This is a genomic window from uncultured Neglectibacter sp. (genome assembly GCA_937958185.1).
In the GTDB taxonomy this organism is placed as follows: Bacteria; Bacillota; Clostridia; order Oscillospirales; family Acutalibacteraceae; genus Acutalibacter.
In genome coordinates this window covers 60,358-81,684 of record CALFFN010000027.1, presented here as the reverse complement: position 1 = coordinate 81,684, position 21,327 = coordinate 60,358, and the positions used below count along the sequence as shown (strand labels likewise).

Annotated in this window: 22 protein-coding genes and 2 pseudogenes; 13 read left to right on the top strand and 11 right to left on the bottom strand. The window is 53.8% G+C overall.

Features of this window, described 5'->3' with window-relative positions; all coding sequences use genetic code 11:
• Positions 1-145: 145 nt before the first annotated feature.
• The 4 genes and pseudogenes from AB8996_RS08995 to AB8996_RS08980 form a co-directional block, all read right to left on the bottom strand.
• Positions 146-370, bottom strand: a pseudogene (locus AB8996_RS08995) (cell filamentation protein Fic); the annotation flags it as partial.
• Positions 357-533, bottom strand: a pseudogene (locus AB8996_RS08990) (helix-turn-helix domain-containing protein). The pseudogenes AB8996_RS08990 and AB8996_RS08995, both read right to left, overlap by 14 nt.
• Positions 534-927: 394 nt before the next feature.
• Positions 928-2,157: an ATP-binding protein gene (locus AB8996_RS08985; RefSeq protein ID WP_369298640.1), complete on the bottom strand. Its 1,230-nt coding sequence runs from the start codon at positions 2,155-2,157 to the stop codon at positions 928-930.
• Positions 2,158-2,447: 290 nt separating this feature from the next.
• Positions 2,448-3,554 carry a DUF6076 domain-containing protein gene (locus AB8996_RS08980; RefSeq protein WP_369298639.1) on the bottom strand — a complete coding sequence of 369 codons (1,107 nt, stop codon included), beginning with the start codon at positions 3,552-3,554 and terminating at the stop codon, positions 2,448-2,450.
• Positions 3,555-3,863: 309 nt separating this feature from the next.
• Here AB8996_RS08980 and AB8996_RS08975 point away from each other — a divergent pair, with 309 nt between their 5' ends.
• Positions 3,864-4,175 carry a helix-turn-helix domain-containing protein gene (locus tag AB8996_RS08975; RefSeq protein ID WP_369298638.1) on the top strand — a complete coding sequence of 104 codons (312 nt, stop codon included), beginning with the start codon at positions 3,864-3,866 and terminating at the stop codon, positions 4,173-4,175.
• Between the two features lie 78 nt (positions 4,176-4,253).
• Here AB8996_RS08975 and AB8996_RS08970 read toward each other — a convergent pair whose 3' ends face one another.
• Positions 4,254-4,598, bottom strand: a complete 345-nt coding sequence (locus AB8996_RS08970; protein WP_369298637.1) for a hypothetical protein — start codon at positions 4,596-4,598, stop codon at positions 4,254-4,256.
• Between the two features lie 164 nt (positions 4,599-4,762).
• On the opposite strand from AB8996_RS08970, the gene AB8996_RS08965 reads away from it, so the two are divergent.
• From AB8996_RS08965 to AB8996_RS08940, 6 genes are all read left to right on the top strand, one after another.
• Positions 4,763-5,158, top strand: coding sequence for a hypothetical protein (locus tag AB8996_RS08965; protein ID WP_369298636.1), 396 nt, complete (start codon positions 4,763-4,765; stop codon positions 5,156-5,158).
• 144 nt (positions 5,159-5,302) lie between these two features.
• Positions 5,303-5,500 carry a hypothetical protein gene (locus AB8996_RS08960; protein ID WP_369298635.1) on the top strand — a complete coding sequence of 66 codons (198 nt, stop codon included), beginning with the start codon at positions 5,303-5,305 and terminating at the stop codon, positions 5,498-5,500.
• A complete protein-coding gene (locus AB8996_RS08955; RefSeq protein ID WP_369298634.1) occupies positions 5,490-5,912 on the top strand; it encodes a nucleotidyltransferase family protein in 423 nt (140 codons plus the stop codon). The genes AB8996_RS08960 and AB8996_RS08955 overlap by 11 nt, the downstream gene beginning before the upstream one ends.
• An 80-nt stretch (positions 5,913-5,992) precedes the next feature.
• Entirely contained in the window at positions 5,993-6,292 is a 300-nt protein-coding gene (locus tag AB8996_RS08950) for a nucleotidyltransferase family protein (RefSeq protein ID WP_369298633.1), read from the top strand.
• 146 nt (positions 6,293-6,438) lie between these two features.
• Positions 6,439-7,974: a recombinase family protein gene (locus tag AB8996_RS08945; RefSeq protein ID WP_369298632.1), complete on the top strand. Its 1,536-nt coding sequence runs from the start codon at positions 6,439-6,441 to the stop codon at positions 7,972-7,974.
• A complete protein-coding gene (locus tag AB8996_RS08940; RefSeq protein ID WP_369298631.1) occupies positions 7,961-8,122 on the top strand; it encodes a sporulation transcriptional regulator SpoIIID in 162 nt (53 codons plus the stop codon). The genes AB8996_RS08945 and AB8996_RS08940 overlap by 14 nt, the downstream gene beginning before the upstream one ends.
• A 97-nt stretch (positions 8,123-8,219) precedes the next feature.
• On the opposite strand, the gene AB8996_RS08935 is transcribed toward AB8996_RS08940, so the two are convergent.
• From AB8996_RS08935 to AB8996_RS08925, 3 genes are all read right to left on the bottom strand, one after another.
• Entirely contained in the window at positions 8,220-9,875 is a 1,656-nt protein-coding gene (locus tag AB8996_RS08935) for a hypothetical protein (RefSeq protein ID WP_369298630.1), read from the bottom strand.
• A 73-nt stretch (positions 9,876-9,948) separates the two neighbouring features.
• A complete protein-coding gene (locus tag AB8996_RS08930) occupies positions 9,949-10,392 on the bottom strand; it encodes a GNAT family N-acetyltransferase (RefSeq protein WP_369298629.1) in 444 nt (147 codons plus the stop codon).
• Positions 10,393-10,439: 47 nt separating this feature from the next.
• On the bottom strand, positions 10,440-11,642 hold the full coding sequence (locus AB8996_RS08925; protein ID WP_369298628.1) for a 6-phosphofructokinase: 1,203 nt from the start codon (positions 11,640-11,642) through the stop codon (positions 10,440-10,442).
• A 232-nt stretch (positions 11,643-11,874) separates the two neighbouring features.
• Between AB8996_RS08925 and AB8996_RS08920 the strand changes: the two genes are divergently transcribed.
• Positions 11,875-12,906 carry a TRM11 family methyltransferase gene (locus tag AB8996_RS08920; protein WP_369298627.1) on the top strand — a complete coding sequence of 344 codons (1,032 nt, stop codon included), beginning with the start codon at positions 11,875-11,877 and terminating at the stop codon, positions 12,904-12,906.
• An 84-nt stretch (positions 12,907-12,990) separates the two neighbouring features.
• Here AB8996_RS08920 and AB8996_RS08915 read toward each other — a convergent pair whose 3' ends face one another.
• A complete protein-coding gene (locus tag AB8996_RS08915) occupies positions 12,991-14,019 on the bottom strand; it encodes an aldo/keto reductase (protein WP_369298667.1) in 1,029 nt (342 codons plus the stop codon).
• Between the two features lie 303 nt (positions 14,020-14,322).
• Here AB8996_RS08915 and AB8996_RS08910 point away from each other — a divergent pair, with 303 nt between their 5' ends.
• Both AB8996_RS08910 and AB8996_RS08905 read left to right on the top strand, forming a co-directional pair.
• Positions 14,323-14,850 (top strand): DUF4854 domain-containing protein, encoded by a 528-nt coding sequence (locus tag AB8996_RS08910; RefSeq protein ID WP_369298626.1) that lies wholly within the window; start codon positions 14,323-14,325, stop codon positions 14,848-14,850.
• A gap of 127 nt (positions 14,851-14,977) precedes the next feature.
• Complete coding sequence (locus AB8996_RS08905; RefSeq protein WP_369298625.1) at positions 14,978-15,835, top strand: sugar phosphate isomerase/epimerase family protein; 858 nt, start codon at positions 14,978-14,980, stop codon at positions 15,833-15,835.
• 807 nt (positions 15,836-16,642) lie between these two features.
• Here AB8996_RS08905 and AB8996_RS08900 read toward each other — a convergent pair.
• Positions 16,643-17,605, bottom strand: coding sequence for a M28 family peptidase (locus AB8996_RS08900; protein WP_369298624.1), 963 nt, complete (start codon positions 17,603-17,605; stop codon positions 16,643-16,645).
• 16 nt (positions 17,606-17,621) lie between these two features.
• Positions 17,622-18,995: an MATE family efflux transporter gene (locus tag AB8996_RS08895; protein WP_369298623.1), complete on the bottom strand. Its 1,374-nt coding sequence runs from the start codon at positions 18,993-18,995 to the stop codon at positions 17,622-17,624.
• Between AB8996_RS08895 and AB8996_RS08890 the strand changes: the two genes are divergently transcribed.
• The 3 genes from AB8996_RS08890 to AB8996_RS08880 all read left to right on the top strand — a co-directional run bounded on the left by AB8996_RS08890 (position 18,994) and on the right by AB8996_RS08880 (position 21,240).
• Positions 18,994-19,203, top strand: a complete 210-nt coding sequence (locus tag AB8996_RS08890; RefSeq protein WP_369298622.1) for a hypothetical protein — start codon at positions 18,994-18,996, stop codon at positions 19,201-19,203. The two genes, AB8996_RS08895 and AB8996_RS08890, sit on opposite strands and share 2 nt — an antisense overlap.
• Positions 19,204-19,359: 156 nt before the next feature.
• Positions 19,360-19,566: a DUF378 domain-containing protein gene (locus tag AB8996_RS08885; RefSeq protein WP_369298621.1), complete on the top strand. Its 207-nt coding sequence runs from the start codon at positions 19,360-19,362 to the stop codon at positions 19,564-19,566.
• Positions 19,567-19,635: 69 nt separating this feature from the next.
• Positions 19,636-21,240: a peptidoglycan D,D-transpeptidase FtsI family protein gene (locus AB8996_RS08880; protein WP_369298620.1), complete on the top strand. Its 1,605-nt coding sequence runs from the start codon at positions 19,636-19,638 to the stop codon at positions 21,238-21,240.
• The last annotated feature ends 87 nt before the right edge of the window (positions 21,241-21,327 follow it).

Below are 21,327 nucleotides of genomic sequence, written 5' to 3'. Positions count from 1 at the left end.
GTTTCCGCCTTGTTCGATAACATCCATAATGTCATCCACTTTACAATCAAGGCATCTGCATATTTGGCAAGTGTGTCTGTGGTGATTGCTTCGTCATAGCTTTCAAACTCATATTATCACCTTCGATTCTCACAATTCTTCCGCCCTAACCCTCGTAGTGGTAGCTGTGGTCGATGCCCTTCATGTAAACCTCACGGCTATCAACCTCATCGGTCAAAGCACTTCTCAGCAGATGCTTGATTTCAATGTCTTTGATCGGGCTGCGTTCCATGGCAAGCAGGTAATCTTCCTTGTCTACCCGACTCCAGTCCACGACCTTGTGGAGATTCGCCTTGAAAATCATATCCAGCCAGATGCTAGTGCTGCGACCGTATCCAGGCATCCACTTCGCTGATTTTGAACTTCCACAGCCGCCCGATCTTGGCTGCCCGCATATTGCGGCGGTCGATCCAGTCGAGAACGGTATCTCAACTGACACCTAGGTATTCCATCATTTCCTTCATGGAGACCCAGCATTTGATATTTTGATCTATCAGAAAGAAACATCCTTTCTTCAGGATACAATTCACCAAAATACATGATACCACATTTTGACAAAGTCTACAATGATTTTTATTGACCCACAAAGAATTGTGCAATCCTGCGAAGTTGCGACTATATTCTGGCAGAGTAAAGACCAACAAATTGAAAAGGCTTGAGCGGCAACAGTAATCTCCCAGAGTTTTTCGCTCGTTTCATTTTGCTATGACCAGCCAATTTAGTTGCACTCTTCCGCCGGTGCTCGCACCAATCGTCGGAGTAAAAATCCGCCAACCATCAGAAAGACATAAATCATAGCGACTTGGAAGGCAATTAAGGTAGCGATTGTAAACTGTATATGAAAAACATTAAGTGCCGGGCAAACTCGTTGCCTGACACCATGTGCAATCAGATCATCCAGATTGGAACGATGAGATTGTCTCTGTCGAATGCGCCGAACTGGTCTGCCATGCAGAGGACTGCGCCTGTGCCGAGCTGGAGTGGAGATTTGTCGATTACATGAAAGGTTTTGACAATTCGTTTGTCAGGGGTGGCAGTTTTCTTGATTTCGAGGGGACAGAGCTTTCCGTCTCCCTCCATGATGACGTCGATTTCCTTGGCATCACGGTCCCGGTAGAAATAGAGATACGGCTCACGACCAGCATTCTGATAGCCCTTCATAATCTCGGACACAGTGAAGTTCTCAAGGAGCGCTCCACTCATGGCACCGCTTTCGGCGACCTCGGGTGATGACCACTTGGTTAGATAGCATACAAGCCCTGTGTCATAGAAATACACTTTCGGCGTTTTAATCGTGCGTTTCAACACGTTGTTCGAATACGGATGCAAAAGGAAGATAATGCCTAGGGTTTCGAGAATATCAACCCACGCCTTTGACGTTTGTACATCAATATCCGCATCATCAGCAAGCGCCTTGTAGTTAAGCAGCTGCGACGTTCTTGCCGCAATTGCCGTGATAAATCGATTGAACTTCAAGGCATCCACGGTGCCGGAAAGCTCCCGCACGTCACGCTCCACATAGGTGGAGATATAAGACGAGTAATACATATTGCGGTCCTCGTACAGTCCCGATGCGATCCCAGGCATGGAGCCCCGCCAAATGCGCTCAAAGAGGGCGGGTGTATCAACCGGCGCTGCTTTTTTGCTCTCAGCGAGAAGCTGATCAAAGTCGGTTGTAAACGGCACGCAGTCGGCGCCGATGATTTCCCTTTGCGATAATGGCGACATATGAAGGAGAGCAACGCGACCGGCAAGTGATTCCTGCACACCGCGCATCAGGCGGAATATCTGAGAGCCGGTCATCCAAAAATCACCGGAATTGTGATGTTCGTCGATATGCATTTTGATATATGTGAATAGCTCCGGCGCATACTGCACTTCATCAATCAGGACAGGCGGTTTGTGAAGCTGCAAAAAGAGTGCCGGGTCGTTCTTGGCCATGTCGCGCACAGAGAGATCGTCCAGCGAGACATACTCGCGCCCGATGCCTTCTTTTTCCGCAAGGGAACGAAGCATCGTGGTTTTACCAGCCTGACGCGGCCCGGTCAGAAGAATTGCCGAATAGGACTTCGACAGTTCCAGCACTCTCTGCTCCATATGACGTGCGATGTAATTCATGTATTACCTCCAAAATGAACATTTTACGGCTGATTTTAGTTTTGATACTATTTTAGCCGAAAAAGAGGCTTTCGTCAAGTTGCTTTGCGGCTAAAATTTTGAAATTGATAGTTTTAGCCGATGTTTTTGCGTGACGGAATGGAAACGGGCAATACTCAGAACAATATACTCCCTCCATGTTGACAGCGCCGTATTCCACTGTCTCTCATTGAGGGGGCATTTTTATCTTTCCCAGGTGTTTCTACTTTTTGGCTCAGTCATCTATCACAATAAACATTACCTTTCAAGCATTATAGCTCTGCAAGTTTCTTTCTCATTTCAGCGTCAGAAAGCTCCCCGCGCTCGGCTTGTTCTTTGATCTCCTGCGCATACGCCACTTGCCGATTCCACTCTGCCAGTGAGATCTTGCCGCGCAGCTTTCTTGTTTTCAGGCGATTATATGTCCTATCATACTCCAGCCTTGCAGGGGTCTTCCCCTCCGGACTGGTTTCTTTTTTGTGCGCTCCGACCTTACGGCAAGTTCGCTCTGTTTCTCCGGGCGCGACATGATTGCAATAGCAGGTATTGTACCCACTTTCCAGCAGGAAATATCGACCGCAGTTATGGCAGCGCCGAGGTGCGTTTCCATGCATTAATCCCCGGTAGAAGTCTGTATAAAGGAATGCTGCTGCGCTTTTGAATACCAACCGTTCGGCAATCACATACTCCTTTTCGTTGTCAGGGTTTCGCATGGTTGAATATTCAATTAAGTTCTCCTGCACCGGAGTGAATCGATAGAACGGAGAAACCTCTGGCCCGGGGAATGATTTTTCTAACATGTCCTGGGTCCTTTCGTCGGTCAAGAACTTGTAAATTCCCACAGCATAGTGCTCGGTATTCCGTTTGACCAGGCCCTCGAAATAGAGGTCGAGCATGATGGAAATGTATCGTTGAAACACCCGTAGCTGATCAGGGATCGAAGCCAACAGGGCATAATAGTCCCACAGCATTTGGTTTTCAACCGAACCAACTTGCATCGCTCTTTGAAACTCATCTCGGTTCTGCCAAAGAGCAGTCAGGAGATGATAGGCCGTCTCCTCATCGAGCTGTAGAAGGTTATATACCGGGAGCTTGCGTATCTCCTGCAGGGCGGCATTGACCGATTTCTGAATATCCGATAACAGAAAATAATCTTTTGTAACCCGTGGATCAAAGAACTGTCCCCTGACTTTTTTGATGGCGATTGCACAAAGGTTGTGAATATGTACAAGCTCTTGTGGATCCAAATTCAGAACCTGCGTGGTCAAAGCTCCCAAAGGAAAGCTATGCCCCTCCAGCATAACTCTGTCCTTCCAGAAAGTGACTGTGAACTCATGAAAATCTCCATGATCCTCAGCAATCGGTTTTGTTCTCAGCATTTTTGTCTCCTGTATCCGATAAGATTTTCAAATGTACCCGACCTTCGTCAAACCTCTTGTGCAATTTCATTTGCTCTGCTAACATAGATTGTAGCCGATAGGAAAGCAATAGTCAATCGGAACCTTGAAAACTGAATGACCGTCCGAATGGGATACGACCGTGCCAAGACCTACTGAAAAGCAGCGAGCACAGCGACGCCGGGGTGAGATTCCCGGGCAGGAACGACATTCGGGTAGAAGCGGCAAAAGTTTTGCAATTGATGTACGGCAGGATTCTGCTGATGCAGAACCGCAGAACTTGAAAATTAAATGAACGGAGGTTTGCCTATCGAGAACGAAAAATTTTTCAAAGTACCCAACGGCATTTTTGAGTTTTCCCTCAAGCCTTCAGAGCTTGCGGTCTACTGCTGTCTCTGCAAATTTCGGAACAACCGGACCAACTCCTGCTTCCCGTCCAGGAAAACGGTGGCAGGACTGTGCGGGGTCAGTGTGAAAACCGTGGACGCTGCTTTGAAACGTCTCTGCGTTCTGGGTTTGATTCAAAAGCGGAAACGACAAGGGCGAAAGGGCAATTTTTACAGCAACGAGTATACGATTCCCAATCCGGGTGAAAGGGTGTAGCTGCAAAACTCTCTCTGTGTAGTAGCTGAGACTTCCTGTTAACTAGACGAAGGGACAAGACTGCTGTTAGGGTAAAAGCTATAGACAGAAGAGAAAGAGAAAAGCCGACTTTGAGGTTTGCAAAAAAGTTTTGCGGTTGATCGGCGGGCGTTTTTTCTTTCTTCTGCTTTCTCTTTCAAAACTCCACAGCGCAGCGGCGTTTCTTGGGCGCAGAAAGGCCCCTGTGAGCGGTTTTATTTCCAAACTGGGGTAAGGCACCACCGAGCAGGTCAAAAACCGAATTTGCGCCCTTGTACCAAAAACAACGGCGAGATGATTTTCGGTTTGCGCAAAACTTCCCCGCTCTGAAAACCCATTATTTTGAAGCAGGATAAAGGCGATATCAACCTGAGGGTTGACCTCGCCTTTTACAGCGGCAGGCAATGCCCGTCGCTAAGGGATTTTCGGGACGTCAGGACTGATGAAAAATCAATATCAAAAAAACGGGTGGGTTATCAAGCTTTTGCTCCTGACCCCCCAAAAACGCCGAAACAGCGCCACATTGCCAATATCAAACACTTATCAACGGAAAGAAAGGAAGCGTGACTTTGACCAAAAACAAATTTTTCTCCTTTGCCGGGGACGAAGCCCTGGCAAAGAAAATCGAGTACAATCTGGAGAACGCAAACGCCCGTTCCAGAAGCGAGTTCATTGTACAGGCCCTGGAATTCTACATCGCCTATCTGCAAACGAAGGAAGACGGCTCCACCCTGTTTCCTGTTCTGGACAATGCTCTTGACGGCCGCATGAGTGTTCAGCAACACCAACTCTCCCGAATCCTTTTCAAGCTGGCGGTGGAGGTCGCCATCATGAGCCACATCGTGGCGGGGACCAACGAGGTGACGGACGGGCAGCTTGCTTCGATCCGCAGGCTCTGCGTGGACGAAGTCAAACGCCTGTCCGGCAGGTACAGCATGGAAGATGCTGTGCGGTTCCAGAACTGAAATTCCAAACGAAACGGAGGAATGTCTTGACCAAGATCTTTATTTTCCCACCCACGCAATCGGAAAAGCCTCGGTTCTATTCCGGGGACAAGCCTCATAGCTATGTACCAAAGAACGTGCCGGGAAGGAGGCTGTGCTGCCGAATTGCGTGAGAAAAAATTAAATTTCCGATTTCATGATCCCAACTCCGAAGCCCGGATCGCCGAGTACATATTGGAGCTTTTCTTTGAAGTAGACAGAGAAAAGGTGGAACAGGCGATTCAGGCGGCAGACTTCGACGATTTGGAAGACTGTGAAGCTGCAAACGAAGAATCCAAGGAAGACCCGACCCTTGCCCTGTAAGGACAAACTGCCGCTTGCTATTTCTCTTTCTCTGAGGTACAATATGGTTGTAAAAAGAGGAATCCAAGTTTTCAGATTTTGTTTGTGGGCGGCAATGGAAGGTGATTACATGAGTAAAACTGTTTTGACAACACGGGAAATTGAATTGGCCGTTGCGCCGCTTTTGAAGCGCTATCGTGCTGAGAAAGCCATTTTGTTTGGCTCTTATGCCCGGAACGAAGCCACCCCGCAATCGGATATTGATCTTGTCATTACCGGTGGGACAGAATTCGATCCCACGGATGTCTTCTGCATTGCTGATGAACTCTATCGGACGCTTGGCAAAAACGTGGACGTCTATGAGCTGCGGGAAATTGACACAAGTTCAGATTTCTATCATACGATACACCGTGAAGGAGTGCAGATTGCATGAAGTACACCGATGAACAACGGCTGAATCAAAGCATAAGAAATTTTTAACGGCTTTCAGAATCAAAACTGGAGGAAAAGCTTATGCCCGCCATGTATTCCATAGACGAACTGAAACGGGTGCTGCACCCGGTGTTTTCGCAGCACGGTGTAAGAAGCGCTGTGCTGTTTGGCTCCTATGCAAAAGGACTTGCCACCCCTCGAAGCGATGTCGATATTCTGGTAGACAGCGGTCTACGGGGACTGGCATTTTATGGGTTGCTTGAGGGCGTGACCTCCACTTTGAGCGTACCGGTAGATTTGATTGACGTAACACAGCTTGAAAAAGGGGCACCTCTGGAAACGGAAATCCGCCGGACAGGAATAGCCATTTATGAGCAATAAAAACATTTTAAAAAATCCTGAAACGTGATTATTCTGTCTAGCGGGGCGGCAAATGCCGCCCCGCTATTTTTTGCTTGCTTTTCAGACAAACATGTGGTAAAATCCGTTGTAACAAAACGATTTCATTCTATCGGTGAGGTATCTCTATGAACATTGCCGCTTACTGCCGGGTGTCCACGGAAAAGGAAGACCAGTTAAACAGCCTGGAAGCGCAGAAGGAATTTTTCGAGCAGTACACAAAGCGCACCGGGGACGTGCTGGTGCGCCTGTACGCCGACGAGGGCATTTCCGGTACAAAGACGAAAAACCGCAAGGAATTTTTGCGCATGATGGACGACGCCCAAAAAGGCTTGTTCCAGATGGTGGTGGTGAAGGACATTTCCCGCTTTGCAAGAAACACGGTGGATTTGCTGCAAAATGTGCGGAAGCTGAAATCGCTGGGCATTGAAACCCAGTTTCTCACCGCCAACATGACCAGCATGGGCAACAGCGAATTCGTGCTGACCATCTTCGGTGCGCTGGCGCAGGAGGAAAGCGCCAACACCTCCAAGCGGGTAAAATTCGGCAAAAAGATGAACGCTGAAAAGGGGCGGGTCCCCAATATCGTCTATGGATACGACAAAACGCCGGGAGATTATTTCCATCTGGAAGTCAATCCCACGGAAGCCGATACCGTGCGAAAAATCTATCACTGGTATGTGGAGGAAGGGTACGGCGCGGCGAAAATCGCCAATATGCTCAATGAAAAAGGGCTGCGCACCAAGCGCAACTGCCAGTGGAGCCAGAACGCCATCTGCCGCATTCTGACCAATGAAATTTACACCGGCAAGGTCATCAACGGCAAGCAGGAGGTGGCGGATTTTCTCACCGGCAAGCGGGTGGAAAAGGAAGAAACAGACTGGCTCGTGGTGGACAAGCCGGAATTAAAAATCGTGGAGCCGGAGCTTTTTGAGCGGGCGGGGCAGATCATGCGGGAACGGGGACAGAAATTCCAGGTGGAGAAAAAGCGCCAGAGCAACCGTCATCTGTTTTCCACGCTGATCAAATGCAAGGAATGCGGCTGGTCGTTCACCCGGACGGTACGCACCTATAAAAACACCTATATCCGCTGGGTCTGCTCCGGGCATACCGGCAGAGGGGCGGACAGCTGTCCCAACGCCACCACCGTGGACGAAAATGAATTGATCGAAGCGCTGCAAGCATATTTTGCCCAGCTGCTCCAATCAAAAAAGAACGTGATTCAGTATGTGGTCAAGGAATTTGAGCGGGTCTACAAGGCGAAAGATGAAAACGCCGGCTATGAAAAGGAGCTTTCAGCCCAGCTTGCGAAGCTGCAAAAAATGCGGCAGAAGTATATGGACCTGTATACCGACGACCTCATCAGCCGGGAAGAGCTCAATGAAAAGCTGGGCGGGACAAGGCAGGAACTGGAACGGCTGGAGAAGGAACTGAAAATTGTGGGGTACAATATCAGCAAGGGCGACCAGCTGGAGCGCATTTTGCAGAATACCTTCCAGACCATTGAGGATATTGCCGATGTGCGGGAAATGACAAATGCGCAGTTAAAGCAAATCATCGAGAAAATCGAGGTGGACAAGGACGGCAACGTGGATATTTACCTCCGGCTGCTGGGGGATCTGGGACTGCCGGAAACCGTTTTAATTCGTAATGACCGTACATAAAGATGTATCACAGCGGCTCAAGTATATTGACAACAGCCTGTACCGGGACGTAAAGAACGTGCTGGCGGTGAACAAGGCGCAGAGGCATATTCGCGGGGGGCTGGCGACAAAGCGGAAATATGAGGGCGCAGGGCAGAAAAAGAGCTGACGCCGATCCGATCGTATTTTCCTATGCAAGCTGTTCCGTTGCGCGAAATAAAAAAGCAGCACCTGTCTTTGGCAGGTGCTGCTGATTTTTGCGGATATCATTTTTCTTCTGCAATTTCTAACGGTTCTGCTTCCGCGGCTTTTCTGTCCGCCTTTTTCCCGAACCGCTTTTGCAGGGAGATTTTTGTTTCACGCAGACCCTGGGGCAGATGGCACATTCCGTAAACCGCGAGGAGAATAAAAACAGGGGTTTGATGGAAGCGGTAGCGGGCGCCGCCCTCAAACAGGAGCTGAAACGCGGTCAGCCCCATAATGGTCAAGCGCAGGATGGCGGCAAATTTGTCCCGATAGCTGTCGCGGCAGAAGAACAGGGGCAGCACCCAAAGCGCCAGCAGAATGATCCAGAGAGCCTGCAAAAATTGCAGGTAGACCCTAAAGCCGCTCCCAAAATTGTCCGCCTGGGCGGCGCTGGACTGGCTGAAAGTGTCCTGCAGGGCAACGCTCAGGGGGTCGGTGTTCAAATACGGCGACCTGACCCACATATCCATATAGGCGCTGTGGAAAATTCTCCGTCCCTTTTGGAGAAGGAACCTGCCGTAGCCCACTATGCCCATGGCTTGCAGCCTTTCGCCGCTGACCTTGAGATTGTAGGCGACTTTTTCCTTTTGTGTTTTCAGGCTGCCGGTGGCGGCGTAGTCCTCCCCGCTCCAAAAGCCGCCGGTGTCCAGGTTCAGCCCCATCATGAGATAGTGGGTAGGCGGCGTTTGCATGGATTCCCGCATTTCGTCGGTAATAGAGCCCGCCGTCAGCTTCCGGGCACAGAAATTCATGCCCGCCGTGCAGAGGACCAAAGCCAGCAGAAAGCACCCGGCGCGCTGCGCCATGTGCAGCAGGCGCTTTTTGTCAATTTTGTGATAGAACAGCTCTGTCAGCGCAATGGCGATCACCACGATAACGGTCTGGGGCTTTATTTTGTAGCCGACAGCCGCCAAAATGCCCATCAGAGCGGTGATGGCACAGGCAGACGATGTTTTTTTCGGCAGATACAGATACAAAAACAGCAGCAGCATGGGAAAAACCATGCCGAAGGTGTCGGAATAGGGGCATACGATGCCGTAATGCAGCACGGCAAGGGGCAGGCTCAGTACGAAGACCATCAGCGCCGCCTTGTTCCCCATCACCTTTTTGGCGCAGAGGCAGGCAAGCACAATGGACAAGTCCACCAAGAGAAGGCTGCACCCGGTAAGCACCGCCATCAGGTTGGAAATTCCCAGGAACCAGGCTGCCTTGAACAGAAAGGCAAAGACGAACACCAGCAGCAGATTGTTGGGAAACTGGGCGAAATATTCGGGATTTTCTCCCAGCGAGCCGGTTTGCGCCATGCTCTGTCCGGCGAAGTAGACGGAGTTAAAATCATAGTCGATCTTGCCGTAGATCGCCTTTGCCAGCCGCAGCTGGGCAGCCATCAGGAACAGCCCCACGCAAACGCCCAGAATGATTTTGCCGCGTCTGGAAAGGGATATGCTGTCGATCCCCTTGGAGAAGCACCAGAGGAAAAAGGCGGCTGCCGGCAGGAAAAAGAGCACAAGCGGCAGCAGCTCGCCGGCGTCGGTGAAGCAGAAAATCAGCATGGGCGTGAAAAACAGCGCCAGCAGCCCGCCCAGCAGTACGCTGAGCACAAAGAATACTTTGCCGGAAAACAGCCCCCCGGGCTGTTCTGTGTTATTTTCCCGTTTTTGAAGCAATTGTTCCATAAAACCCTCTCATTGTTTCCTGTCCCGATGGGCGGTATTTTTATAAGCTCCTGTGCTTTTCAAGCTGTGAAAATCAGCAGGTGTATTTCATTTCCAGCATATTGTTCTCGACCAGCCCGGTTTCCACAAAGCCGACAGACGCGTAAAGGCGCTTTGCGACCTCGTTCCCCAAAAGGACGCCGGTATATATTTCCCCGGCACGGAAGGTTTCCGCAAGATATTTTATTGCGAGCAGCAGCGCCTTTTTTCCATATCCCCTGTTTTGATAGGATTGGTCTATCAGAAACTTCCACAGGGTATACTGTTTTCTCGGCTCGTAATAACCGAGCATCAGAAAGCCCACAGGGGTCTGGTCCGCGTAGATCGCAAAAGGGAACGCGGTTTTCTGATAGACCCACGCCTGCGCCAGCGAATGGGCGGGAGAAGAAACAAAAGCCCTTTGTTGCTCCGAAACGCTGAGCCGCAAAACGTCTTCCAGATTATCCTGATTGATTTCCCTGAGCGTTACCATTTCCATTCTCCCATTTCCTCCAAAGTCGATCCGGCATTCCACAAAAAAGCGCTTCACGGGATTTGAAAATAATCCGGCAGACCCGGCACTGCGTCGGAGGGGTTCTGGATCAGGGGGGTCAGGTACTCTATCAGTTCCTGCCGAATGTCCATATTTTCCGCGTCGATCCAGGACAGGGGCACCGTTTTTTCCACGTTCGCCACATTGCCCACATCGGTACAGCCGTAGCGGATCGTGTACGGCACGTTGGATTCCCGGACAAGGGTCGCCATGACGCCCGTTTTGCCCGCCAGCGCCAGGGAAACGGCTTCCGCGCCGATCTGGGCGGCTTCTGTCAAATCCGTTTCCGAGCTGAGATGAGCCGCGCAGCGCTGCAAAACATTCAGCTCGATGGGGCGCACCTTGCAGCCGATCTTCTCCAGCAGCAGATGACCCAGCGAATGGGCTGCGCCGGAAAGCTGCCGGTGCCCAAAGGCGTCCAGCTTGCTCTGGGCGGCGACATAGGTGCCGTCTTTGTAGCGAATGCCCTCGGAAACGGCGATGATCAAATGCTTTTTTTCCGCCTGCAGTTCCCTGACACGGCGGAGGAAGGTTTCCTCGTCAAAGGGCACCTCCGGCATGCAGATGATGTGGGGGGCTTCACAGCCCGGTCTCCGCGCCAGCGCGGCGGCGGCGGTGAGCCACCCGGCGTTGCGCCCCATGATCTCCACCAGCGTCAGGGAATCAGGGGTGTAAATCTCGCTGTCGCAGAAAATTTCCGCCATGGTGGCGGCAATGTATCTTGCCGCCGAGCCAAAGCCCGGGGTGTGGTCGGTGCAGGCGATGTCGTTGTCAATGGTCTTGGGAATGCCCACCACCCGGATATCCTCCTGAAGCCCGGAAAAGTAGGCGGAAAGCTTCTTTACGGCGTCCATGGAATCGTTGCCGCCGATGTAAAAAAAGGTTCGGATATCCCAGCGGTGAAAGATTTCCCGCAGCCTTTCATAATCCGCGTCCGGCTGCTCCGACAGCCGTTTCCGGCAGGAGCCCAGCGCCATGGCGGGGGTCCTTGCCAGCCGCAGGTAGTCGTCTTCCGTTTGCAGCAGAGGGAGCAGGTCTACAAAATGTTCCTGCAAAATGCCCTCCACGCCGTTTTTTGCGCCATAGATTTCCCGAATCTCCTGCCGCCCGGCGGCAAATTTCACCGCCCCTGCCAGCGAAGCGTTGATGGCGGCGGTCGGTCCCCCGGACTGCGCGATCAGCATATTCCCCGTCATACCCATTGTCCCCTCAATTCCCGAATCAATTTATCCGCTTCTATTGTAGCACAGAGGGACAAGGAATCCAACCCCTGTTTTTTGCCTTGCGCTTTTGGGAAACGATGATATAATAGACGCTGGATTCTGGATTCTAGATGCTAGAAAAGGAAAAGCTGCGGTCGGGTGGATTTGCTCGCAATCTGTGCAGAGACGCTGCACGAGCGCTCACCGCAGGTGGGGGGAAAAGGGCATGAATCATTTTTTCGGGACATTTATTTCCGGCACGGGGGAGATCGTGGAAGCCATGCTGGAACAGAGATTGCAGGACTGCCGTATCCTTTCCCTGCTGGACGGCGCGGTGGAGTTTGAAACCGCCACGCCCTACAGCGATTTGAACCTTTTCTGCTGTAATAACCTGTTCCAGGTCGTCCACCGGGGGAGCCTGCCCGGCGCCGGCAGTCTGAATGCTTACCTCAAAACGCTGCTTGCGGAGGAAGCGGCGTGGGCGGATATCAAAAATTCTTCCTCGAAGATACGCACCTTCCGGCTGGTGACTTCCCGGCAGAACCAGCTGGTCTCCGTGGACGCTTCCCTGCGGGGCAGGCTGGAACAGCGGCTGAATAAAAAGACGGGGCTGCGGCTGGACAGGAGCCGCCCTGACACGGAATTTTGGGTGCTGTCCCGCAGCGAGGGAACGGCATATTTTCTAAAGCGCCTTTCCAGGCACACGGCGTATGACAAGCTGCTGGACCCCGGCGAGCTCCACCCGGAGCTTGCCTACATGATGTGCTGGCTCACCGCCCCAAAATATACCGACGTGGTGGTGGACCCTTTCTGCGGCTATGGGGCGATCCCCGTCCAGCGCAGTAAGCGGTTCCCCTTTGCCAGGCTCTATGCCTTCGATAACGACCCAAAGCCCCTTGTACGCGCCCGGGAAAAGCTGCCCCGGAAAAACCCGAATATTGTTGTGGAGCGCCGGGACGCGCTGGAGCTGGGAAAGCTCCTGCCCCCGGAAAGCGTGGACGCCGTCATCACCGACCCTCCCTGGGGGCTCTTTCAGGACGTGGGCATGGCGCTGGACGAATTTTACCGGCGGGCGCTGGGGCAGATTTTTACCGTCCTGAAGCCCGGCGGCAGGCTGGTGTTTCTCACCGCCAGGGGGGAGGAGCTTTCCGCCGCCTTACAGGGGCTGCCCGGTCTCTCCCTGCAAAAGGAATACCATATTCTGGTTTCCGGCAAAAAAACCGGATTGTACGCTTTCGAGAAATTAGTTGTCAGCTGATAGAAAAGAAAAAAAGGAAGCGCTTTGCGCTTCCTTTTTTAACTGTCAATTGCTAATTGCTAATTACTAATTACTAATTTCTAATTACAGCTTCACCTTGCCGGACAAAATGTTCTTGTAGTCCTCCAGATTCTGCTGGAGCAGGGTGGGGGTGTCCAAGCCGTAAGGGCACTTTTTCTTGCACTGGTTGCAGTGCAGGCAGTCCTCAATTTTCATCATCATTTTCTGGCTTTCCGGGGTCAGCCAGTTGTCGGAGGGGCTGCGGCGGATGAGCTGGCTCATGCGGGCGCACTGGTTGATGACGATGCCCGCCGGGCAGGGCATACAGTAGCCGCAGGCACGGCAGAAATTGCCGATCAGCTCCTCCCGGTCGTGGTCGATGACCGCCTTGATCTCCGGGTCGTCCATGGTGGGAGGATTGTCCATATAGCTCAAAAATTCCTCCAGCTCCTCCTCCTTCTGAACGCCCCAGATGGGCAGGGTATTGTCAAACTGCGCCTGCCAGGCGTAAGCGGCGGCGGAATTGGTGATAAGCCCGCCGGAAAGCCCCTTCATGGAGATAAAGCCCACGTTGTTTTCCCTGCAGAGGTTCACAAGGGCGATGTCCTTGTCCGTGGCAAGGTAGCAGAACGGGAACTGCAGGGTGTCGTACAGCCCGCTGCGCACCGCCTCCTCCGCCACGTTCAGCCGGTGGTTCGTCAGCCCGATAAAGCGTATCTTTCCCTGCGCCTTTGCCTCCTGCATGGCTTCATACAGCCCGCTGCCGTCCCCCGGCTTGGGGCAGAAGGAGGGGTTGTGGAACTGGTAAATGTCAATGTAATCGGTTTTCAGCAGGCGCAGGCTGGTGTGAAGCTGCTCCCAGAAGCCCTCCACGGTGGTGGACATGGTCTTGGTGGCGAGAAAGATCTGGTCTCGCACGCCGGAGAGCGCCAGCCCGATCTTTTCCTCGCTGTCGCTGTAGGCTCTGGCAGTGTCGAAAAAGCGCACTCCAGCGTCGAATGCCCGGCGCAGCAGCTTCCCGGCGTAATCAGGGCTGACCCGCTGAATGGGCAGGCAGCCAAAGGCGTTCTTGCCCACGGTGATGTTGGTTCTTCCCAAAGTGACTGTTTGCATGAGCTTCATCCTTTCCGTGCTGTTTTTTCATAGCGCGCTGACCGTTCCGCAGCAGCGTATGGCGCTGCTATCACTGTAACATAGTATATAACTTAAAGTGGGGGTGAAGTCAAGGGCATTTTCCGCCGGGAGGGCTTCAGAGAGTTTCCCAGCGGAACGAAAAATTTTGTTAAGATTTTGTCCAGAAGCTACAAAGAGTAGAAATTCCCTTGACTTTTCCATGGGGCAGAGGTATACTCAAAACGGCTTTTCGGCAGGAATGCCGGGAAGATATCTTACTTTTCAGGAAAGGTTTGAGGAACAATGAAAAAGTATTTGATTCGTACGCTCGCCTGCGGACTGGCGGCAGCCTGTGTTCTGACCCTGGGCGCCTGCGGCGCGAAGAACGACGGCAAGGCTAAGGACGGCAGCACGTCCTCCGCTACGGTCAGCTCTGCTGCTCCTGCCAGCAGCGCGGCGGATTCTTCCGCGGCAGCTGGCGGCTTGAACGCCAGCGGCAAATATGCCACCGTGGAGGATTTTGTAAACTCCGACATCATGCAGAGCCAGCTGGAGTCCATGAAGAAGACCCTGGAAGGCTCCGGCGCCAGCCTGGACATCACCGGCGAGGGCAACAAGCTCATCTACACCTTTGTCTATGATATGGGCGATATGGATACCGATGCCATGAAGGAAGCGCTGCAGCCCGCTATGGACGGCATGGCTTCTCAGTTTGAGACCGTCGCTTCCTCTCTGAAGGCTGCTGTTGATGTGGACGCTCCCGTGGTGGAGGTCATCTGCAAGGCGGCTGACGGCACCGAGCTGTTCTCCAACGAGTACAACGCGAAATAAGTACAAAGCTATTGTGAAAAAATGGACGGAGCCGTCGGCTCCGTCCATTTTTTGCGTGAAATCTGCTTTACAAATCCCGTTGTGTGACGTATAATGGTTTTTATCCAAATAAAGGGAGGGGAACAGTATGGACAGGCTGTGTTCTTTTTATGACCACGCGGTTGACGTTGCCCGGCAGGAGAAGCTCACCATGGTGGAAGCTTTGGACAACCTGAAGGTGTTAGGCATTGAGAAGCTGGAGGTGTCCCAGAACAACCTGCTGGGCAGGGAAGACGAGGTGGGCAATGAGCTTGCCCAGTGCGGCATGGGCATTTCCAGCATTCCGTCCTATTTCGACTTTGGGCGGGACGCCGATGTGGAGAAGCAGGCGCTTCCCACGCTGGAAGCCGCCCGGTACCTGGGGGCGAAAAGGCTGCTGGTGATCCCCGGCTTTTTCCGGGAGGGGGACGATGCCGAAAGCCGCGAAAAGCAATTCCGGGGCATGATAGACGGGGTAAACCGTTTGGCGGACCTGGCGGCGCGGTACGATGTCTCCCTGATGATGGAGGATTACGACAGCGCCCTCGCGCCCTTTTCCACCATCGAAGGGGTGCGCAGGTTCCTGGATAGCTGCCCCGGGCTTTCCTGGTGCTTTGACACAGGGAATTTCCGCTTTTCCGGGGAGAGCGAGCTGGACGGGTACGAAATTCTGAAGGACAGGATCGTCCACGTCCATTTGAAGGACCGCAGCTATCTTCCCACGGAGGAGAACCCTCCCATGCCCACGGTGGACGGGCAGCGCCTGTATCCCTCGCCGGTGGGAATGGGTGACGTGAGGCTGGGGGAGGTCATGTCCCGGCTGAAGGCGGACGGCTACCAGGGTGATTTTTCCGTGGAACATTACGGCACAGCCTACATGCTTGGCTATCTTGTCCTTTCCACGATGTGGGTCCTGCAGCAGTTTGGGATCACGTACTGTCCGGACGAAGAAAAAGGGGAAAATTAAAATAATTTTGTCGAAAAAAGAAAAGAAGCCTTGCATTTTCAGGCTTCTTGGGGTAAAATAGCGAATGGAAACATAAAAATAGCGGCAGGACGCGGGAAGCGCCCCTTCCCACGTCCCTGCGAAGAGTGACGTCTCCACTCAACACAACAGTCTTACGACTGCACCAGTTCATAGTATAACCCATTCTCTCTTCCTTTTCAAGCTCTTTTTCCATGATAAACTTCTGGCGTAGGAATGGGAAAAACAGGCTGTGTGATACGCTTCTGCAAACTCAGGCGGTGTTGAGTTTTTCACTCGATACTGCTTTTTTATGTTTCCGGCGAAAAGCAGCGCGGCGGGAAGGCTCCAAATAAAAAATTTGGTGGGTATTCACACTTTGCCTTTCCGCTGTGGCTGTGCCGGAAAATTTTTTTCTGTACGACATACAGGCACGAAAGGGAGGACTTTCGTGCAAAATGCTCTAAGGGGAGGTTTCCTGTCCCGGTAAAGCGTCCGCAGATTGCGCGGCGCCTTGCCGGGGTAGGAGCTTTTCTTTTTTTGCGTGCCGCCTGCGCCGGGAACGCGCTTCCGTGTGGGCGGGCAGGGACGGGAGGCGTAGGAGTTTTGAGTAAATAACTCTAAAACTGCAAATCAGAACTCGTTCCTGTTTCGCAGAGCATGGCACATTATAGAGCAAATAACTCTAAAATGAAACACGGGACGAGAATTTCCCTGCGCAAAACAGGGAGCTTTTAGAGTAAATAACTCTAAAAGCTCCCTCCCGAAAGGCAGGACCGTATTTTACAGCGGCATTGATCCCGCTCTTTTTTATGCCCGTTCAAACTCGGAACAGGGTGTTCCGCTTTCCTGCCCGGACAGGGCGTCCGCCAGCCGCCGGGCGCTCTGCCGCAGCCACAGGATATTTTCTTCTTCAAAAACAGTGTCCTTCTTTGTATGGATACGGCTCATGTACAGCCCCAGGAATTTCTTTTTCCGAAACGCGGCAACGGCGGCGTAGCAGGGAAAGCCCATCTGATCGGAGGGGTACAGCGTCCGGGAGGCGCGCTCCCACAGCACGGTCTTCCCCACCGGGACCTCCGCCATGAAAGCGGCTTTCAGGGGCGCTTCCCACTCCTTTTGGGCAGCTTTGTTCCAAATCATCATCAGCTGGTCGCCGTCGGAAACGCAGTCCAGGTTGATAAGCAGCGTTTGCCCCATGGCGGCTTTGTGGCGCTTCAAAAACTGCCGGGAGCCGAAAAGCCCCAGCTCCTCGTTGTCGAAAAACACCAGCGCCGCTTTTTTGCGTTCTTCCTCGGTCAGCGCGTCGTAAATTTCACACAGGGCGATGACGCCGGAGGTGTTGTCGTTGGCGGTATGGGGGTTGGGCTTCCCGGCGAAGAACAGCATCAGCATCAGAAAGCACACCGCCAGGGAAATGAAATATGCCGCCAGCGGCGAGTGGGTCAGCCTTGCCGTCAGGAAGGACGCAAGCCCTACCGCGAGAAAAAGGACAACGCAGATCAAAAGATTATAAAGAATGTACAGGGGAACGTTTTTCGGCGTGAGGAAATTGGGGAAGGGCAGGGTGGTGCAGGTATCGTAATGAGCGGAAAACACCACCTGGGCGGTATCCGGGTCGCCCAGCACCAGGTTTTTGCTGCGGGCAAGCCCGCCCTCCTCCATAGTAAGCCCCGGCAGGCGGCTCTGCAGAAATTCGCGGAAGGCAGCCTTCTGCTTTTTGGTGTTGCGCACCTGCCAGTGCTCCAGAATTTCCCGGGAAAGCTCAGTCATAAAAAATCTCCTTCTCTTATTCTGTTTTTTCCTCTCCCAAATGGTGGATCTCCGTGCGGTACAGCCGCAGGAAAAAGAAGATGCTTGCCAGCAGGGAAATAGTTTCCGCAATGGGGAACGCCCACCATACGGAGCCCACCACCCCGGTGAAGCGCGCCAGCAGCCATGCCGCCGGGACCAGTACCGCCAGCTGGCGCATCAGGGAAACGATCAGGCTGTAGGTGCCCTTGCCCACCGACTGGAACAGGGTGGAGCTTACAATGCCCAGCGCCGCGAAGGGGAAGCAGGTGCAGATGATCCGCAGGGCGGGCACGCCGATCTCCAGCAGCTCCGAGTCGGCGTTGAAGATCGCCAGCAGCAGCTCCGGCAGCAGCAGGAACAGCGCCATGCCTGCCAGCATGATGACAAGGGCGATCAGACAGCCCAGCTTCAGGGCGGAAAGCAGGCGCTTCTTGTTTCCCGCGCCGTAATTGTACCCCATGATGGGCAGCAGACCCTGGGTCAGCCCGAACACCGGCATGAACACAAAGGACTGCAGCTTGAAATACAGCCCGAACACAGTGTAGGCAATGGTGGAAAAGCCGGACAAAATGCCGTTCATCGCCATGTTCATCACCGTGCCGATTGCCTGCATGACAATGGCGGGCAGCCCCACCGCGTAAATATCGTAAATGGTGCGGAAGCTCAGCCGGAATTTTTTGAAGGTGACCCTGATCTCATGCTTGCCGAACACCATAACGAAAATGCAGACCAGCATGGAAACGATCTGCCCCGCGACGGTGGCGGCAGCCGCCCCGGTCACGCCCATGGCGGGGAAGCCGAAATAGCCGAAAATGAGAATGGGGTCCAGCACGATATTGGTGATGGCGCCCACCAGCTGGAACACCATGGGCCAGATCATGTTGCCCGTTGCCTGCAATATCTTTTCCAGCATAACGGAAACAAAGCAGCCGAAGGAGAGCATGCAGCAAACGGAAATGTACTGGTCGCCCTTTTGGACGATCTCCGGGTCGGATTCAAACATCTGGAAGAAGGGCGTGGTGAAAAACGCGCCGTACAGGGCGAAGACCAGAGAGGTGGCGATGCCCAGCAGAATGCCGTGGGAGGCGGCGGAATTTGCTTCCTCCCTGCGCCCCTGCCCCAGCCGCCGGGAGATCAGCGAGGTGACGCCTACCGCCGTGCCCACCGCGAAAGCGATCTGCAGGTTCTGGATCGGGAACGCCAGCGATACCGCCGCCAGCGCCTTTTGATTGATCTGGGACACAAAGTGGCTGTCCACGATGTTGTACAGCGCCTGCACCAGCATGGAGAACATGGCGGGCAGCGCCATGGAGAAGATGAGGGGCAGCATTTTTGCCGTGCCCATTTTGTTTTGCGAGGGTTCGCTCATGGAAAACATCCTTTCTATTCGTCAAAATTCTGCTTTTGGCAATACCGCGCGGCTCGGGCGCGCCGGAATCCTGGCAGGGCGGCGCACAGGAAGCTTTTGTGAACTGCAGGAATGCTTTGCCCAAAGCTTTTTACGGTCTTTCCAAGCCCGCTATGACGGCTTTGCATTTTTCAAAAAAGCACATACTTCCCATTTTAATAAAGTATAGCACATTTCGACACGCTTTTCAACGGAAAAGCGCGCTGTATAAATTCCGCTGCCGTGTGCAAAATAAGTGCGAAACCAGAAACTTTATCAAAAAAGAAAGGATCGGGGCAGGGGATTGCCCGGGTCTTCTGGATTCGAGAAAGGAAGTGGCAAAAGCATGACCGTACTGGATCGTATCGCGCTGGCTTTGACCATTATCGGCGGTATCAACTGGGGGCTGGTAGGCATTTTCCAGTTTGATCTGGTCGCCTGGCTCTGCGGCGGACAGGCTTCCGTCATCGCACGCATCGTCTATGTAATCGTGGCGATCGCCGCCCTGTGGTGCATTGCGCTGCTGTTCCGGGATGACAGGGAAAAAGCTTGACCCAAAGGGAAACGGGCGGTGGCTGCCGCCCGCTTTCTTTTGCCCATTTTGCCGAAAGGGGAGAATTTTTTGAAACGAAAAAGCTATGGGGTATTCCTTCTCCTGGTGCTGCTGCTGGGTGCGGCGGTGTTTTCCATCGCCAATGTTTCCGGCAGCGCGGAGTATGTGGCGGCGGCTCAGGGGCAAAGCGTCTACCGACTGGACGTGGCGCAGACCCGCGGCGTGATCTATGACTGCCACCTGCGCCCGCTGGTCAACGAAAACCGCAAGTGGGTGGCGGCGGTAGCGCCTACCATAGAAGCCATCGGCGCGCTGGAGAAAGCCACCGGCGGGAAATACCGGCAGCGGCTGGCGCTGGCGCTGGAAGATGGCAAACCGTTTTTAATGGAGCTGGAGCGCAGCCTTACGAACCCCTGTATCGACATGTTCAGCGTGCCCCAGCGGTACGGCGACAGGCAGCTTGCCCCCCATGTCATCGGTTATCTGGACAGCCTGGGCAGTGGCGCGGCCGGCATGGAGCTTGCCATGAACGACGCGCTGGAGACCCATGCCGGGCAGGCGACGGTGTATTATCAGGTGGACGCGCTGGGGCACGTGGTGGCGGGGGGAGACCGGCAGGTGTCGGATACGCTGAAAGAGTCCCGGGGCGGCGTTGCCCTGACCCTGGACGCGGAGCTGCAGGCGGCGGTGGAGGAGCTTGCCGCCCCATTGGAAAAGGGCGCCGTGGTGGTGACGGAGGTGCCGAACTGTGAAATCAGGGCGCTGGCAAGCTTCCCCACCTACTCTCCCAACGACCTGGGCGCGGCGGAACACACGGACGGGGCGCTGCTGAACCGGGCGTTCTGCTCCTATGCCCCCGGCTCGGTGTTCAAGCTGGCGTGCGCCGCCGCCAAGCTGGAAAACGGAGGCGACCCGCTGGAGCCTTACGAATGCACCGGGGCGGTCAATGCAGGGGGGATGCTGTTCCACTGCTTTGACGGCAAGGCCCACGGGAAGGTGGACCTGAAGGGCGCGCTGGAAAAATCCTGCAACTGCTATTTTATCAACTGCGGCAGGAGCCTGGGCGGGCAGAATATTCTGAGCATGGCGTACAATATGGGCTTCGGCACGGAGCAGGAATTTGGGCGGGGGCTGTTTGCGGACGCGGGAGAGCTGCCGGAAGCGGACCTGCTGGAAAACCCACGGGCACTGGCAAATTTTTCCTTTGGGCAGGGGGACCTGTCCGTGACCCCGGTGCAGCTTTGCGGCATGGTAAACGCCATCGCGTCGGGAGGGACGTACCGCTCCCCCAAGCTGATCTCCGGCACGGTGGACAGCGAGCTGCGCCTGACGGAAACCTCCTCCATTGCCGACAAATCCCTGCGGGTCATGTCCGTCGCCACCTCGGAAACATTGCGGGACTGTATGGAGGGCGCCGTAAAGGAGGGCACCGCCCAGCCCGGGGCGCCGAAAAACTGCCTTGCGGGGATCAAGACCGGGACAGCCCAGACCGGCGTGTATGAGGGCGGCGAAGAGCTTCTCCATTTCTGGTACTGCGGCTATGTTTGCAGCGGGACGGATCCCCGGTACTGTATCACCGTGCTGAAGGAATCCTGCGCGGACGATGGCGGCGTGACGGCGCAGGTGTTCCGGGAGATCGCCGAAAAGCTGGGAGAGACCATGACAGGGGAATAGCTCCTGTCGGGAAAGGCCCGGCAGAAAAGGGCAAAAGAAAAACGCCGAAGCTGTCGAAACTCGGCGAATGAAGCTGATTTTTTGGGA

Excerpts from the sequence above, each read along its gene's own strand:
- AB8996_RS08895 (WP_369298623.1), bottom strand. The coding sequence starts at position 18,995 with ATGAGCGAACCCTCGCAAAACAAAATGGGCACGGCAAAAATGCTGCCC.
- AB8996_RS08925 (WP_369298628.1), bottom strand. The coding sequence starts at position 11,642 with ATGACGGGGAATATGCTGATCGCGCAGTCCGGGGGACCGACCGCCGCC.
- AB8996_RS08940 (WP_369298631.1), top strand. The coding sequence starts at position 7,961 with ATGACCGTACATAAAGATGTATCACAGCGGCTCAAGTATATTGACAAC.
- AB8996_RS08935 (WP_369298630.1), bottom strand. The coding sequence starts at position 9,875 with ATGGAACAATTGCTTCAAAAACGGGAAAATAACACAGAACAGCCCGGG.
- AB8996_RS08905 (WP_369298625.1), top strand. The coding sequence starts at position 14,978 with ATGGACAGGCTGTGTTCTTTTTATGACCACGCGGTTGACGTTGCCCGG.
- AB8996_RS08900 (WP_369298624.1), bottom strand. The coding sequence starts at position 17,605 with ATGACTGAGCTTTCCCGGGAAATTCTGGAGCACTGGCAGGTGCGCAAC.
- AB8996_RS08915 (WP_369298667.1), bottom strand. The coding sequence starts at position 14,019 with ATGCAAACAGTCACTTTGGGAAGAACCAACATCACCGTGGGCAAGAAC.
- AB8996_RS08920 (WP_369298627.1), top strand. The coding sequence starts at position 11,875 with ATGAATCATTTTTTCGGGACATTTATTTCCGGCACGGGGGAGATCGTG.
- AB8996_RS08930 (WP_369298629.1), bottom strand. The coding sequence starts at position 10,392 with ATGGAAATGGTAACGCTCAGGGAAATCAATCAGGATAATCTGGAAGAC.
- AB8996_RS08885 (WP_369298621.1), top strand. The coding sequence starts at position 19,360 with ATGACCGTACTGGATCGTATCGCGCTGGCTTTGACCATTATCGGCGGT.
- AB8996_RS08975 (WP_369298638.1), top strand. The coding sequence starts at position 3,864 with ATGAACGGAGGTTTGCCTATCGAGAACGAAAAATTTTTCAAAGTACCC.
- AB8996_RS08980 (WP_369298639.1), bottom strand. The coding sequence starts at position 3,554 with ATGCTGAGAACAAAACCGATTGCTGAGGATCATGGAGATTTTCATGAG.
- AB8996_RS08950 (WP_369298633.1), top strand. The coding sequence starts at position 5,993 with ATGCCCGCCATGTATTCCATAGACGAACTGAAACGGGTGCTGCACCCG.
- AB8996_RS08910 (WP_369298626.1), top strand. The coding sequence starts at position 14,323 with ATGAAAAAGTATTTGATTCGTACGCTCGCCTGCGGACTGGCGGCAGCC.
- AB8996_RS08945 (WP_369298632.1), top strand. The coding sequence starts at position 6,439 with ATGAACATTGCCGCTTACTGCCGGGTGTCCACGGAAAAGGAAGACCAG.
- AB8996_RS08890 (WP_369298622.1), top strand. The coding sequence starts at position 18,994 with ATGGAAAACATCCTTTCTATTCGTCAAAATTCTGCTTTTGGCAATACC.
- AB8996_RS08985 (WP_369298640.1), bottom strand. The coding sequence starts at position 2,157 with ATGAATTACATCGCACGTCATATGGAGCAGAGAGTGCTGGAACTGTCG.